At 53.6% G+C, this 13,684-nt stretch carries 14 protein-coding genes and 1 pseudogene; 4 read left to right on the forward strand and 11 right to left on the reverse strand.

Features of this window, described 5'->3' with window-relative positions:
• Positions 1 to 3 precede the first annotated feature (3 nt).
• From larB to FX155_RS06270, 5 genes are all read right to left on the reverse strand, one after another.
• Positions 4 to 756: a nickel pincer cofactor biosynthesis protein LarB gene (gene larB / locus FX155_RS06250; RefSeq protein ID WP_074704312.1), complete on the reverse strand. Its 753-nt coding sequence runs from the start codon at positions 754 to 756 to the stop codon at positions 4 to 6.
• Between the two features lie 2 nt (positions 757 to 758).
• On the reverse strand, positions 759 to 1,586 hold the full coding sequence (larE, locus tag FX155_RS06255; RefSeq protein WP_154488091.1) for an ATP-dependent sacrificial sulfur transferase LarE: 828 nt from the start codon (positions 1,584 to 1,586) through the stop codon (positions 759 to 761).
• 159 nt (positions 1,587 to 1,745) lie between these two features.
• Positions 1,746 to 2,429, reverse strand: coding sequence for a twin-arginine translocase subunit TatC (gene tatC, locus FX155_RS06260; protein WP_154488092.1), 684 nt, complete (start codon positions 2,427 to 2,429; stop codon positions 1,746 to 1,748).
• On the reverse strand, positions 2,426 to 2,650 hold the full coding sequence (gene tatA, locus FX155_RS06265; protein WP_154488093.1) for a twin-arginine translocase TatA/TatE family subunit: 225 nt from the start codon (positions 2,648 to 2,650) through the stop codon (positions 2,426 to 2,428). Before tatA ends, tatC begins: the two co-directional genes overlap by 4 nt.
• Positions 2,651 to 2,662: 12 nt before the next feature.
• Positions 2,663 to 3,709, reverse strand: coding sequence for a DUF362 domain-containing protein (locus FX155_RS06270; protein ID WP_154488094.1), 1,047 nt, complete (start codon positions 3,707 to 3,709; stop codon positions 2,663 to 2,665).
• Between the two features lie 259 nt (positions 3,710 to 3,968).
• Here FX155_RS06270 and crcB point away from each other — a divergent pair, with 259 nt between their 5' ends.
• Genes crcB through fba form a run of 3 tightly spaced genes read left to right on the forward strand, consistent with a single transcriptional unit; the run spans position 3,969 to position 6,141 of the window.
• Positions 3,969 to 4,328, forward strand: a complete 360-nt coding sequence (gene crcB / locus FX155_RS06275; RefSeq protein WP_154488095.1) for a fluoride efflux transporter CrcB — start codon at positions 3,969 to 3,971, stop codon at positions 4,326 to 4,328.
• On the forward strand, positions 4,328 to 5,188 hold the full coding sequence (locus tag FX155_RS06280; RefSeq protein ID WP_154488096.1) for an RluA family pseudouridine synthase: 861 nt from the start codon (positions 4,328 to 4,330) through the stop codon (positions 5,186 to 5,188). The genes crcB and FX155_RS06280 overlap by 1 nt, the downstream gene beginning before the upstream one ends.
• A 23-nt stretch (positions 5,189 to 5,211) precedes the next feature.
• Positions 5,212 to 6,141 (forward strand): class II fructose-1,6-bisphosphate aldolase, encoded by a 930-nt coding sequence (gene fba, locus FX155_RS06285; RefSeq protein WP_154488097.1) that lies wholly within the window; start codon positions 5,212 to 5,214, stop codon positions 6,139 to 6,141.
• Between the two features lie 59 nt (positions 6,142 to 6,200).
• Here fba and FX155_RS06290 read toward each other — a convergent pair whose 3' ends face one another.
• The 4 genes from FX155_RS06290 to FX155_RS06305 form a co-directional block, all read right to left on the reverse strand.
• Positions 6,201 to 6,884 carry a TetR/AcrR family transcriptional regulator gene (locus FX155_RS06290; RefSeq protein WP_154488098.1) on the reverse strand — a complete coding sequence of 228 codons (684 nt, stop codon included), beginning with the start codon at positions 6,882 to 6,884 and terminating at the stop codon, positions 6,201 to 6,203.
• Positions 6,885 to 6,983: 99 nt separating this feature from the next.
• A complete protein-coding gene (locus tag FX155_RS06295) occupies positions 6,984 to 7,922 on the reverse strand; it encodes an AEC family transporter (protein WP_154488099.1) in 939 nt (312 codons plus the stop codon).
• Positions 7,923 to 8,058: 136 nt separating this feature from the next.
• Positions 8,059 to 9,717: an ATP-dependent nuclease gene (locus FX155_RS06300; RefSeq protein ID WP_154488100.1), complete on the reverse strand. Its 1,659-nt coding sequence runs from the start codon at positions 9,715 to 9,717 to the stop codon at positions 8,059 to 8,061.
• A gap of 117 nt (positions 9,718 to 9,834) precedes the next feature.
• Positions 9,835 to 10,383 (reverse strand): ferritin family protein, encoded by a 549-nt coding sequence (locus FX155_RS06305; RefSeq protein WP_012938354.1) that lies wholly within the window; start codon positions 10,381 to 10,383, stop codon positions 9,835 to 9,837.
• A 571-nt stretch (positions 10,384 to 10,954) separates the two neighbouring features.
• Here FX155_RS06305 and FX155_RS06310 point away from each other — a divergent pair.
• The gene (locus FX155_RS06310) at positions 10,955 to 11,449 is read left to right on the forward strand and encodes a transposase (protein ID WP_154488101.1); all 495 of its coding nucleotides are present in this window, start codon (positions 10,955 to 10,957) and stop codon (positions 11,447 to 11,449) included.
• Positions 11,450 to 11,548: 99 nt separating this feature from the next.
• Here the strand turns inward: FX155_RS06310 and FX155_RS11520 are convergent, their stop codons facing one another.
• Positions 11,549 to 12,559 carry a phosphoethanolamine transferase gene (locus tag FX155_RS11520; protein ID WP_229778459.1) on the reverse strand — a complete coding sequence of 337 codons (1,011 nt, stop codon included), beginning with the start codon at positions 12,557 to 12,559 and terminating at the stop codon, positions 11,549 to 11,551.
• Between the two features lie 126 nt (positions 12,560 to 12,685).
• Positions 12,686 to 13,234 (reverse strand): annotated as a pseudogene (locus FX155_RS11735) (hypothetical protein); the annotation flags it as partial.
• Positions 13,235 to 13,684: the final 450 nt, after the last annotated feature.

Genomic DNA, 13,684 nt, shown 5'->3' on the forward strand with positions numbered 1-13,684 from the left:
CCGTCACCGTTCCTTTCCGCAGGCCAGCCGGTTGATCTGGGTGGCCATGTATCCGGCTCCGTAGCCGTTGTCGATGTTCACCACCGCAATGCCGTTGGCACAGCTGTTGAGCATGGTGAGAAGAGCCGAAATCCCCTGGAGGCTGGCCCCGTAGCCGATGGAGGTGGGGACGGCGATCACCGGATTGCTCACCAGGCCTCCCAGCACACTGGGCAGGGCCCCTTCCATGCCCGCCACCGCAATGACGCAGTTGGCTTCCTGAATGGGGTCCAGGCTGGCCAGGAGCCGGTGGAGTCCGCTGACTCCCACATCATAGACCCGGTTCACTTTACTACCGAAGAATTCCGCCGTCTGGGCCGCCTCTTCCGCCACCGGGATATCCGCCGTACCGGCCGTGCACACTGCTACGGAGCCCCGGAGTTCCACCGGTTTCCGGATGATTTTCACCAGGCGGGACAGGGAGTCATATACCGCATCCGGACACAGGGCGCGGATCAGTTCATATTGTTCCCGGCTGGCCCGGGTCCCCAGCACATTGCCTTCCTCTTCCGCCAGTTTCCGGAAAATCTGCTGCAGGTGCTCATCCTTTTTTCCGCTGCAGAACACCACTTCCCCGAAGCCCGTACGGATCTTCCGGTGGGTATCCAGTTTGGCAAAGCCCAGGTCGTCAAAAGGCTTCTGCCGGAAGAATTTTTCCGCGGCTTCCACGGAAATCTCTCCGTTCCGGACTTTTTCCAGGATCTCTTTCGCTTCCATGGTCAGGCCTTCTTTTCCGGGGACAGGGTTTCATTCATGCTGCCGGTCCGGTAGCCCAGAAGGTCCAGTGTCACATAGGCAAAACCGTATCCCTTCAGTTTTTCCGTGATCTCCAGCCGGTGATCCAGCACTTTCCGGAGTTCTTCCGGCATCACTTCGATCCGGGCCAGGTTCCCCCCGTGGATCCGCACCCGCAGCTGATGGAAGCCCATATCCAGCAGCAGCTGTTCTGCCTTGTCCACCATACCCAGCCGCCGGGGCGTGATTTCTTCCCCATAGACGAACCGGGAGGACAGGCAGGCAAAGGACTGCTTGTTCCAGGTGGGGAGCCCCAGCTTTTTGGAAAGCGCCCGGATTTCCTTTTTGTACAGGCCCGCCCGGCGCAGGGGGCTGGCGATCTTCAGTTCCGCAATGGCCTGGAGCCCGGGACGGTAATCGCCCTCGTCATCCAGGTTGGAACCTTCCACCACAGCCGCCAGGTGGTTCTCTTTGGCCACTTCCAGGATCTTTTCGAACAGTTCATGTTTGCACAGATAGCACCGGTTGGTGGGATTGTGGGAAAAGCCCGGAATGGACAGTTCTTCCGAATCCACTACCAGATGGCGGATCCCTTCTTTCTCACAAAAAGCTTTGGCTTCCTTCAGTTCCCGTTCCGGGAAAGAACAGGAACGGGCCGTTACGGCCAGTACCTTGTCTCCCAGTGTATCATGCGCCACCTTCAGGAGAAAGGTGGAATCCACCCCTCCGGAAAAAGCCACCGCCACACTGCCCAGGTCCCGGAGCACGCTCTGGAGTTTTTCCAGTTTGTTTCTATTTGCAGATTCTTCCATGGAATGGTTTCCTTTCTTATATCATTTCTTTCATCTTACAGAAATAGAGTCTTGAAAGGAAGACTCTATTTCTTAGACATCTTATTAAATTTTCTTAGGAGCCTGTGCTCCATCCTTAACCTGTATTATACCATGGATGGCTGGAATGGGACAGGCTTCCTACCGTTTCAGCAGCACCCTGATCAGCACCAGGCTGATTTCATATAATAGAATCAGGGGAATGGCCAAAAGGGTCTGAGATACCATGTCCGTGGTGGGGGTGATGATGGCCGCTACCACAAAGGCCAGCACGATTACATACCGCCGGGCCTTTTTCAGCCGTTCCGAAGTCACCAGGCCCATTTTGGCCAAAAGCAGCAGCACCAGGGGCAGATTGAAGAAAAGCCCCACCGGCAGCACCATCAGCACCACAAAATCCAGATAGGCCTCCAGGGACCACAGGGACTGCACCGCGCCGGAGCTGAAACTGCGGAGGAAAAACAGCCCCTGGGGTAGGATCAGTCCATAGGAAAAAGCCAACCCGGCCAGGAACAGAAGAACGGAAGAAGGGATGAACAGCAAGAGAGCCCGTTTTTCCCGTTCCGTAAAAGCAGGCACCAGGAAGGCCCAGAATTCCCAGGCCAAAAGAGGAGAAGCCAGGATGGCCCCGCTCCAAAGGGCGATCTTCACGTAGATCATGAAGGCTTCCGCCGGCTTCATCACATACAGCTGGGGCACCGGAGCCGTGAGAAAGGCCACGATCCGGTCGATCTGCCAGAAGCTGAGGGCCCCTCCCACAGCCAGTCCCATAAGACAGCGGATCAGCCGGGTGCGGAGTTCTCCCAAATGTTCAGTGAAGGTCATGCTTTGGGGGCCGCACTCCCCGTCTGGCCGTTTTTTTCCGGTTCCTGCGTTTCATTTTTGGCTTCCGCTGGTTCAATGGTTTCCACCGCGTTCACTGCATCCTTGAATTCCCGCATGCTCTTGCCCAAAGCAGCCCCGATGGAGGGCAGCTTCCCCGGACCAAAGACCACCAGGGCGATCACCAAGATCAGCAGCAGTTCCGGTACACCCAGTCCAAACATGGCTCCTCCTCCTTAGTCAATGGAAATCAGTTCGTATTTGTCGTTGCCCATCTTCAGGTCCCGCATGGCCTGGAGCTGGTGGAGCCCATGACGGGATTCGATCCGTTCGATGAGATCCTTCTTGTCGTCGTTTTTCCGGCCATAGACCAGATCCACACTGGCCTGGTCCACAGCCAGGATATCCGTAGAAGCCAGCATCCCCAGATCGGCGATCTTGGGTTCGGCTGCCGACGTCCCGGCACAGTCGCAGTCTACGGACATCCGGCGCAGCACATTCAAGAAGACGATGTGCTTACCGAAATAGTCCACCGTGGCCTTCCCAGAATCCGCCATCAGTTCCATGAAAGTATCCTGCTTGGGCATTTTCCCCCAGGCTTCTCCCGCAGGAGGCATGGGACCAGTGGTATAGCCGTGGACCTGACGCTTCCCATGCTGGCCGGAGGCACAGCCAATGGCGATGTTCTTCAGGGAGCCCCCGTAGCCGCCCATGGTATGCCCTTTGAAATGGGTCAGCACCACCATGGAATCGTAGTTGATAATGTGGCCGCCCATGGCCACTTCCTTCAGGTGTTTGCCGCCCCGGACCGGCAGATCCACATCCCCTTCTTCATCCATGATGTCCACCGGACAGAAGTCCCAGCCGTTGACCTTCAGGGTTTCCCGGTGGGATTCGGTGGTGTACCGGTCGCCCGGGTACAAGGTATTGGTTTCTACGATGTTGCTGTTGGGGATGTGTTGGATCAGGGCCTTCACCATATCCCTCGGCAGGATATTGGGACCATGTTTTTCTCCGGTGTGGAGCTTCACGGCCACTTTCCCGTAGATCCCTTCATTGATTTTATCGTACAGGGCAATCAGATGGACTGCATCGATGTGTTTGGTGTAATACACTTTGGCCCGGGAGCCTTCTTCGTCCGCCGCTTTTTTGCCGGTTTCGTCTTCAGACCCCACCACAGGAGCCTGAGCCATCACTTTGGGCAGACCGCTTTTGGCCAAAAAGGCGCCGGCCGCCACTCCGACCATGACTTTCAAAAAATCTCTTCTGGACAATTCTTTCATTGCCGATCTCTCCTCCCTGTTTCTGCTGTCTGTTATACAACCGGAACTCCTCTGCCGGTCATGGAATTTTTTGTCATATACTTCCTATGAATGCAGTATAGCAGGAATGGGAGAGCATGATAAATACTTATGGTCTATTGACTGAAATACGAAAAACGTATAGTTTTCTTGACCGTTCCCCGGAAAGAACCCGGACCGCTCCCTTCCCCATCAAGGTATGATATAATAATCGTCATAACCCAATAAAGGAGACTTTACCATGACTGAATGTCTGATTGTTGGTCTGGGGGGCTTTATCGGGTCCGTGGTCCGGTATCTGATCGGGCTGTTGCCCTTGAGCCACAGCAGCGGCTTTCCTCTCAAGACCTTTTTCATCAATATCGTCGGGGCCTTTCTTATCGGCCTGGTGGCGGCTCTGGCCGCCAGAAACTCCCTCCATCCCCGGCTGGCCCTGTTCCTGAAGGTTGGCATCTGCGGAGGCTTCACCACCTTTTCTTCTTTTGCCCTGGAAAGCCAGCAGCTGGTGGACAAAGGGGCTCCTGTCACCGCCGCCCTGTACATGGCCCTGAGCCTGTTCTTCGGGATCCTGGCCTGCATCCTGGGCCAGAAGGTGCTGTAATGGAACTCCGGCTGTCCCCCGCATCCCTGCCCCAGCGGCTGAAATCCTTTCTCCGGGATCAGGGGATTTCCGGCACCTACTGGAAGGCCCTAAAGGCCGCCGGCGCTCTCCAGGTGAATGGGGAGACCATCCAGCGGGACCTGCTGCTCCAGCCCGGGGACCGGGTATCCTGGGCCTTTCTGCCGGAAGCCTGCACCCTGGAGCCGGAAGAAGCCCCTCTTTCCATCCTGAAAGAAACGGAGCTGTATCTGGCAGTGGACAAGCCGTCAGGTCTTGTGACCCACAATGCCGGGAAGGAACGGACCCCTGCTCTCAGCCGCCGGGTGGCCTGGTATTTCCAGACCCAGGGGGTTCCCAGTGCGGTCCACCCGGTATCCCGGCTGGACCGGGAAACCACAGGAGTGGTGCTTTTTGCCAAAAACGCCTGTCTCCACCATATGCTGTCCCAAAACCGGCTGGAAAAGACCTACCTGGCCCTGACACTGGGCGGCCCCTGGGAGAAAAAAGAGGGGCTGCTGGACTGGCCCATAAGCCGGAAACCCGGTTCCATCGTGGAACGGCAGGTGGATCCGGAGGGGCTCCCGGCCCGGACCCGGTACCAGGTGCTGGAAGAAAAAAACGGTCTGTCCCTGGTCCGGTTCCAGCTGGAAACCGGCCGCACCCACCAGATCCGGGTCCATGCCGCCGCTGCCGGCCACCCTCTTCTGGGAGATACCCTTTACGGTCCTCCCGGCCCTCCCGGACGCCACTTCCTCCATGCCTGGAAGGTGCGGTTCCGGGAACCTTTTACGGCCGAAGAAGTGGAAATCACCTCTCCCCTGCCGGCAGATTTCCGGAAAGTATGGTATAATGAGACATAACTGAAATTCAAGGAGGTTTCAACATGCCATTTGTAACCACTAAAGAAATGTTCAAAAAAGCCTACGAAGGCCATTATGCCGTTGGCGCATTCAACGTCAACAATATGGAAATCGTCCAGGGCATTGTGGATGCAGCCAAGGAAGAACAGTCTCCCCTGATTCTCCAGGTATCCGCCGGTGCCCGGAAATACGCCAAGCACAACTACCTGCTGCACCTGGTGGAAGCAGCCATGGAAGACACCGGTCTCCCCATTGCTCTGCACCTGGACCATGGCGCTGATTTCGATATCTGCAAGGCCTGCGTGGACGGCGGTTTTACCTCTGTCATGATCGACGGTTCCAAATATCCCTTTGAAGAAAACATCGAACTGACCAAACGGGTTGTGGACTACGCCCACAACAAAGGTGTGGTGGTGGAAGCCGAACTGGGCAAACTGGCCGGCGTGGAAGATGCCGTCAAAGTCAATACCAAAGACGCCACCTATACGGATCCGGACCAGGCTGTGGAATTTGTGGAACGGACCGGGGTGGATTCCCTGGCCATTGCCATCGGCACCAGCCATGGGGCCTATAAATTCAAAGGCAAACCGGAACTGGATTTTGCCCGTCTGGAAAAAATCACCAACATGCTGCCTGGCTTCCCTCTGGTACTCCATGGGGCTTCCACCGTTATCCCGGAATTTGTGGCAGAATGCAACAAATACGGCGGCAAACTGGCCGGTGCCCAGGGCTGCCCGGAAGACATGCTGAAAAAGGCCGGCACCTACGGAGTCTGCAAGATCAACATCGATACGGACCTGCGTCTGGCCATGACTGCCTCCATCCGGAAGTACCTGTATGAACATCCGGAAGATTTTGATCCCCGTTCCTATCTGGGCAAAGGCCGGGAAGCCATCAAGATGATGGTGGCCCACAAAATGCGGGATGTACTGAATTCCTCCCATCGGCTGTAAGATGCGGCCCAACCGGCGTCCCGCAACGGTACAATGGTACAAAAAAAGAACTGCCTCCCTTACTGGGCGGCAGTTCTTTTTATATGTCCGTACAGGAACCGGTCCATCATCCCTTTCACCGATTCCTCCATATTGTTCACATTCAAGGCTCCCTGGTTGCTCAGCATGAAGATGCTGAAATAGAAATTCTGAGCCATCAGGGGCAGATCCTCAATGGGTTTGATATAGGCATCATCCATGGCCCGCTGGAAAATATCCCGGAGAATGACCACTTCTGACCGGATCAGTTCCGCATACCGGCGCTTTACAGCGATTTCATCCTCTTCCGGCGGTTTCCCCCACCGGACTTCCAGATTCCAGTTCTGCTTTTTCTCATCCCATTTCAGACGCCATCCAGCCTGCTCCGTCAGCAGTTCAAACAGGATCACCGACCAGAGAGTTTCGTTTTTGTACAGGAACTTCAGAAAAGTGAACACATAGCTCTGGAACTGTTCGGCAAAATCCCTGTGTTCTCCCACCGCCTGGTTCAGATCCTTGATCAGTTTCCGGTTTTTGACTTCCACCAGGGTATAAAAGAGGTTTTCTTTGTTTTTGTAGTATTTGTATACGGTCCCCTTCCCGGTATCTGCAATTTTGATGATTTCGTCCAGGGTAGCCTGACTGTATCCTTTGTGGGAAAAGACTTTTTCAGCGGCTTTCAGGATCCGTTTTTCTTTGGAAAGGGAAGAATTGATTTTCACCATAGTTGTTGGTTTCCTCCGTGATACTTGCTGTCTTGTCATTTATTATATCATTTTCCGCCCCAAAATGCCTGTATTTTCACACCGAAATTTTTCTTGTTTTCACAAAAGTCCCAGGTTTTTCGTGACAAAAACCCAGAGGAACATGGTGATGCAGGACAGGGCCGAACTGAAGATCACGCAGTTTCCGGCCAGCTCTCCGTCGCTGTCCATCTGTTGGGCCATGGCAAAGGACGCCACCGCACAGGGAGTGGCGGACATGGCCATGAGCGCCGCCAGGTCCACCTGCCGGTATCCCAGCGCCACCGCACCCCCGATTACAATAAGAGGCGCAATCACCAGACGGCCGGCCACGGTAAAGGCCAGTTCCCGGATCTCACTGATGGCACCCTGGAGTGTAAAGGAAGCCCCCAGGACGATCAGGGCAAAAGGGGTGGTGCTGCCGGCAATGGCTTTGACGCATTTCAAGAGAGCCGCCGGCAGAGGAAAAGGCAGCAGCTTGCACACAAGACCGGCCACGGCTCCCAGGATCATAGGGTTCCGGGCCACTCCCGCCAGGATGTGGAGAGGATTGAAGGAACCGCCCCGGAAAGTTTCCAGGGTGAACACTGCCAGCACATTGTAAATGGGGATGATAATGGCACAGAGCATCAAAGGAACCGCCGCCGCTTCCGGCCCGTAAAGGTTTTCTACCAGAGGCACACCCAAAAGGATGAAGTTGCTCCGGTAAAAGGCCTGGATCATGGCTCCTCTCTTTTTGTTGTCTTTCACCAGGGTCGTGACCAGCACCCATCCCACCACATAAACCGTCAGCAGAGATCCTACGGCAAACAGGACGAAGCCAGGCCGCATCACCTTGCTGATGTCGGTGAAATAGACAGAGTAGAACATGTTGGTGGGCAGGAACACCCCGAACACGATCTTGTTGAAGTTGGAAATGTGGCCTTCGTTAAAGTGGTACCGTTTCCGGGCCAGAAGGCCGATGGCCATGTAAATCATCAGAGGCAGCACAGCCCCTGCCGCAATCCAGAAATTTTCCATATGGGACCCCCTCCATGCAAAGTTGGACAATATTCCTTATTAAGGGTACCATATTTTTCTAAATTCATCAACAATTGGAAAAGGGAAGGGGGACCGTCCTTCAGGACGGTGGAAGGGTTCCCTTTATACGGACATGTTACGCCCGTTCCGGCACCGTGGCCAGTCTCCCGGCGGCCTGGATCACCCGGACAAAGGCCGGAGGCACTTCTTCCCGCTGGAGGGACTGGCCGATAAGCCTGCCCAGGATCACTCCCTTGTTGCTGTAGAGCCAGGCGAAATAATACACCCAGGCCGGACCCTGGTGAGGTTTTGCCTTGTACAAAGGCCCCGGGGGAAAATCCCGGGGATCCAGCTGGAGCTTGTGGCAGGCCTTCTTCACCATATCATAACTGGTCCGGCCCGTGCCGCCGCAGGCCACATCGATGATCCGGTCCAGGGCCTGGCGCTTCCCCCGCTGGAGCATCGTCTGGGACAGGTCCATTTCAAAGCAAACCCCGTCGGTGAAGTACACCCCCTTCTCCTTTTTGTGGGCATCCTTCACGTCTGCATCGTACAGGGCCACCACCGGCAGCCGGAAATATTCCAGCAGCTTCTTGATCTTGGCAATGGAGCTTTCCCCCCGGGCGTTGATGAGACAGATCCCGTAATAATCGAAGGGCACCCCCACTGTCTTTCCGAACAGCTGGAAGCAGCCGTATTCCGTTTCCCCTTCCACCAGGATCACGCTCCGGGCATAAAGGGCCTCCTTCACTTCCGGGAAGTGCATGATCAGGTGTTTTTCGATCTCCCGGTTCACATGGAAACTGGAGCCGCAGGCCGCTTTGACCAGTCCCCGGTAGTCATGGTACAGCCGGAGGATGTTCCGGTAGTCGTCTATGAGAGAATCGGTGGAATGGGTCACCACAAACAGCTGGCCCCGGAGACCGTCCAGACCGAACAGGTCTTTCAGCAGGGCGCAGAACTGGCTGTCCTCGTTGTTCAGCAGCTGCTGGTAGTACTGGAGGATGGACCGCTGCATGTAGGGATGGAGGTGGATCTCCGGCTCGTCGATGGAGATGATAAGAGGCAGGAACCGTCTCCCCTTCCCGTCCACGATAATGTTGTGCTCCAGAGGCACCGCCTTGCTGTGGGCCATAAGATATACCTGGGTAATGATCCGCAGGGCCGCCAGGGAAATGAATTTCAGATTGTCCGCCCGGTGCCGGTTGCTCCGGCAGAGGATCCGGGACAGATAAAAAATGCATTCATAATAGGAAGAATCAAAATATCCCACATTCACTTCGTGCTGGATGAACCGCCGTTCCTCTTCCGGCATGGGGCCGCAGTGGCTGGCTTCCCACTGGGCCAGGCACTTTTCCAGGGCCCGGTATACCTGGGGACGCACCGTCTGGTCATCCTGGCTGATGGCGGAATAGCTTACATACCGGAGCCGGCGGATGGTCTCCAGAGGAAGCTCCTTCCCGGTTTCCCCGTCGTACAGATGGGGGCAGATATCCGTCACCTTCATTTCCAGCCGCACCCGGATCTTCTCCAAATGTTCCTGGGGCGTATCCGCAAAATATTCCTCCGCTCCCTCCAACAGATGTAGATCCAGGGTGATGCGGATCGGTTGGTTGGGGTCATCGTAATCGTTTTCCGGCAGGGTCCAGGCATTGGCCATATAGGAAAGAAGACGGAGAAAGCCGCTTTTGCCGATGTCGTTTTCCCCCACCAGATAATTGGCCAGCGGATGGAAAGTCATGGTGATGTCTTTGAAGTTCCGGTAATTCTGGATACGCATACTGGATAAATACATGGAAGCACCTCCGGGAGCCAGGAAACCAACAGAAAAAAGCCGGGGACGGACAAGGCCCGCAGGCCCCGTTCATCCCCGGCGGGAGTTCAGACCGCAGCATCCACGCTGCAGACTGGATTATTTGGCAAAGTAACGGGCCAGCAGACCATCGAAGACACGGCCATGACGGGCTTCGTCTTTGGCCATTTCATGGACAGTGTCATGGATGGCATCATAGCCCAGCTGTTTGGCCAGGGTAGCAATTTCCTTCTTGCCGGCGCAGGCACCCTGTTCTGCAGCAGCCCGCATTTCCAGGTTCTTCTTGGTGCTGTCGGTAACCACTTCGCCCAGCAGTTCAGCAAATTTGGCAGCATGTTCCGCTTCTTCGAAAGCAATCCGTTTGTAGGCTTCCGCCACTTCCGGATATCCTTCCCGGTCAGCCACCCGGCTCATGGCCAGATACATGCCAACTTCGGAGCATTCACCGGTGAAGTGCTGACGCAGGCCTTCCAGGACCCGTTCATCCACGCCTTTGGCTACGCCAACCACGTGTTCATCAGCGTATTCCTTTACGCCTTCTTTCAGTTCGTCGAATTTATCTTTCGGAGCGCCGCACTGAGGGCATTTTTCCGGAGCTTCTTCCCCTTCATACACATAACCGCACACTCTGCAAATAAATTTTTTCATAAGAAAAGCCTCCCCTTGAAACTGTGGCCACCGGATTGTTAATCCGATAAGCCTACTTTTTAATAATCTTTATTAAAAACTTCTTACAGTCCTAATTATAGCAGATTTTAAAGGAAAAGCAAGGGGGAAAATGAATAAACGGAATTGTGCGGGAACGCAGGAAAAACATCCTGCGTTCATCGGAACCGTAGGGGCTCCACGCCGGGGAGCCCGCAAGATCATCGTACACCCGTGGGTAATGCGGGCCGCCGGGCTGCGGCCCCTACGGATTTTGCAAGATAACAGGAAAAACATCCTGCGTTCATCGGAACCGTAGGGGCTCCACGCCGGGGCACCCACAAAATTATCGTACACCCTTGGGCAATGCGGGCCGCCGGGCCTGCGGCCCCTACGGATTGTTCGGGATCACAGGAAAACAACATGCGTTCATCGTCACCGTAGGGGTTCCACGACGGGGAACCCGCAAAACATCGTACACCCGTGTGTAAACCAGGACCTACCGGACCAATTTGCTTTTAATTCGAATAATTGTTATAATTTTCAGAACATATAACGAAAGGACGGTTGTCGTATGCTCCCAACCCGCAAAAATCCCCATTTATCCCACTACGATTATTCCCAAAATGGCTGCTATTTCATTACTCTGTGTACTGAAAAACGAAAAATGCTGCTGGGCAGGATATCTGCGGGAATGATGGAGATGTCGTTTCTTGGGGAACTGGCGGATAAAGAGCTTTCAGTGCTTGGACGATTCTTTGAGGATATAGCCATCTCCGAAAAAGTCATCATGCCCAACCACATCCATTTTATCGTTCGGATCCTGCAATCGGGCAGCCATTCTCCATTGTCCATTGGACGATTCGTGAATCTGTACAAAGGCCGTGTATCCCGAAAGGCCGGATACGCTCTCTGGCAGCGGGGATATTATGAACATATTATACGGACGCCTGACGATTATACCCGGGCAGCCCAGTATATCCGGAACAATCCGGCCCAGTGGTCGTTGGATCAGTACAACAGACAGGAGGAAATGACTGCACAACGGAATCAGGGACGGATACGGTGAGCAAGCGAATTCCATCCTGGGTTCATCGGAACCGTAGGGGCTCCACGCCGGGGAGCCCGCAAAATCATCGTGCGTCCATGGGTAACCTGGGGTCTTCTTTTATTTTCCGTACTCCCCTCTCATGGTCCTGGCGTTGTCTTTGGTAATAGCGTAATCTGGATGGGAGAAATCGTATCGAGGGTCGTAGTGGTTGGTCTGAGCCTGGATCAGGCCGGATACGGTTTCGAACAGCAGATCATTGGTGAACACGGTATTTTCGTGGGCCTGGAGGGCCTCTTCCACCCCGGGATAGGTGGTCCGGTACGCCGGGGACAGGTAAATCCACAGGGGAATCCGCACCATGTCGAAACTGAAAGGATGGGAAACATGTTTGTATTTCATGTTTTCTCCATGATCGGAAAGATACACCATTACCTGGAGGTTCAAATGATTCCGCCCATATTGGTAAACCTGCCGGAGCACCTCGTCCGTATAGGCCAGAGAGGTATCAAATGACCCTTCTTCTGCGGGAACTTGAGAAAATGAATGACTTTGGGCGAATGGTTGGGGGACTCTGTCCCGGTACCGGTAGTGGCTGCCGTTGAGATGGAGGACAATAAAGTTGTTCTTTCCTTTTGGGACGGTTTTCAGCAGTTCCAGCAATTGGCCATCATGTTTCCAGGAAATCCATTTACGGGTATCAGCCTGGTTGGCCAGGGTGGTAATGGCTGCATCCCATACCTCGCCTTTCCCCTGAGAAGAAAACCAGTACGTATGGTATCCAGCCTTTTTGGCTATGCTGACCAAATCTGCGGCTTCTCCCAAAGGAACATGATTGTACTGATTGGAACTGGTCAGAGCCTGACTCAGGGCCATGACCGTATTGGAAAAGCATGAATAGGCCTGGGGAAAGAAGTAAAAGCCTTTGGTTCCCTTTACGCTGGATTCCCAGGGGGTGGTTTCCCATGGATATTCCGGAGTAAAGGCCGGCATATAGTCCCGGCAGGCAGTTTCTCCCACAACCAGGAGTACAGTGCCCGGGAGTTTCTTTGGAAGGGGTTCCGGGTTTTTCAATACAATCTGCTGCTGATTCTTCTGGATATTTTTCTTCAGAGCATTAAAGGCCTGCATGGGTCCCCCATCCAGCCGATGAAGCCCCGCATAGATGTCCAGAGGGAAATAAGCACTGCCTTTATGGGCAAGGGTAAAAAGCATAAGGAATACACAGAAAGAAAGGACAGCTTGCTGAAATTGGGTATAGTGCAGTTTCTTTTTGGGTTCCCGGATGCTGAAATTCCAGCTGATCAGCAACAGGACCAGCAGCACGCCTCCAAAAATGGCCAGCTGGAATCCCGAAAACATAGAACACAGGTATTCACGGGCTTCTTTTACATTGGTTGCCAGAATGGACAGAAGGGAAATATCATCGAAAAGACTGTGGTATTTCATAAAGTATCCAACATATACCAGGGGACAGAGCTGCAGGAAGAAAGTAAGGCAAAAAGCCGCTCCCTGCTGGATCCGGAACAGTACCCTGTTTTTGTGCTGGTTGACCAACAGGAATTCCAGTATCAGCAGGACCAGGAAGAACATGATGCCGCTTCTGTAGTAGCGGACATAAAGGTTGGTGAGGATTCTGATGTTGTGGGAAGTATGGGGCAAACAGACGTAGATATAGCTGTAGCCAGTCAGCCAAATGGTCATGGCTAAAACGGCCACCCTTGCCTTAGAATAAAATTCCTGCAATGGGAAAAAACCAGTGAGAATATAAAGAAAACCAAAAACAAGGAACAGAGATTTGAGCATAGGCTGGTAATCATCAAACGGGATGGAAATTTGTTGGGAAACACCGAATATCGACAGAAAAGCAAAACTGTAAAGGGTAAGGACCAAAAAAAGAGCATATCGCACCCGGTCTTTTCTCTGGGTATTCAAGAAAGCTGTAAAAAAGGCCCATTTCTTTTTGAAAACAAGCTGTAGCTGGTGCAAAGGACTTCCCCCTATATATTTAAAATTTCATTTGTCCATTCAAGATATTATATCTGTTTTCTGGAGGGGGGACAAGTCCAAGTAGAATGATAGAAAATAGAAGCACATATATTTGTACCCCTGCCCAATCCAGACCAACCTGCACTTGTCAACAAAAATTGGACACAAAACTAAAAAAATCAGGCATAAAAAACGAATCGATGTACAAGATTCATCAACTTTTCTGACATCCTTCAAGCTTGTTAGACAAACCATGCCATCGATAAT

The organism is Acidaminococcus fermentans (genome assembly GCF_009696675.1).
In the GTDB taxonomy this organism is placed as follows: domain Bacteria; phylum Bacillota; class Negativicutes; order Acidaminococcales; family Acidaminococcaceae; genus Acidaminococcus.

Excerpts from the sequence above, each read along its gene's own strand:
- larB (WP_074704312.1), bottom strand. The coding sequence starts at position 756 with ATGGAAGCGAAAGAGATCCTGGAAAAAGTCCGGAACGGAGAGATTTCC.
- larE (WP_154488091.1), bottom strand. The coding sequence starts at position 1,586 with ATGGAAGAATCTGCAAATAGAAACAAACTGGAAAAACTCCAGAGCGTG.
- tatC (WP_154488092.1), bottom strand. The coding sequence starts at position 2,429 with ATGACCTTCACTGAACATTTGGGAGAACTCCGCACCCGGCTGATCCGC.
- tatA (WP_154488093.1), bottom strand. The coding sequence starts at position 2,650 with ATGTTTGGACTGGGTGTACCGGAACTGCTGCTGATCTTGGTGATCGCC.
- FX155_RS06270 (WP_154488094.1), bottom strand. The coding sequence starts at position 3,709 with ATGAAAGAATTGTCCAGAAGAGATTTTTTGAAAGTCATGGTCGGAGTG.
- crcB (WP_154488095.1), top strand. The coding sequence starts at position 3,969 with ATGACTGAATGTCTGATTGTTGGTCTGGGGGGCTTTATCGGGTCCGTG.
- FX155_RS06280 (WP_154488096.1), top strand. The coding sequence starts at position 4,328 with ATGGAACTCCGGCTGTCCCCCGCATCCCTGCCCCAGCGGCTGAAATCC.
- fba (WP_154488097.1), top strand. The coding sequence starts at position 5,212 with ATGCCATTTGTAACCACTAAAGAAATGTTCAAAAAAGCCTACGAAGGC.
- FX155_RS06290 (WP_154488098.1), bottom strand. The coding sequence starts at position 6,884 with ATGGTGAAAATCAATTCTTCCCTTTCCAAAGAAAAACGGATCCTGAAA.
- FX155_RS06295 (WP_154488099.1), bottom strand. The coding sequence starts at position 7,922 with ATGGAAAATTTCTGGATTGCGGCAGGGGCTGTGCTGCCTCTGATGATT.
- FX155_RS06300 (WP_154488100.1), bottom strand. The coding sequence starts at position 9,717 with ATGTATTTATCCAGTATGCGTATCCAGAATTACCGGAACTTCAAAGAC.
- FX155_RS06305 (WP_012938354.1), bottom strand. The coding sequence starts at position 10,383 with ATGAAAAAATTTATTTGCAGAGTGTGCGGTTATGTGTATGAAGGGGAA.
- FX155_RS06310 (WP_154488101.1), top strand. The coding sequence starts at position 10,955 with ATGCTCCCAACCCGCAAAAATCCCCATTTATCCCACTACGATTATTCC.
- FX155_RS11520 (WP_229778459.1), bottom strand. The coding sequence starts at position 12,559 with ATGCAGGCCTTTAATGCTCTGAAGAAAAATATCCAGAAGAATCAGCAG.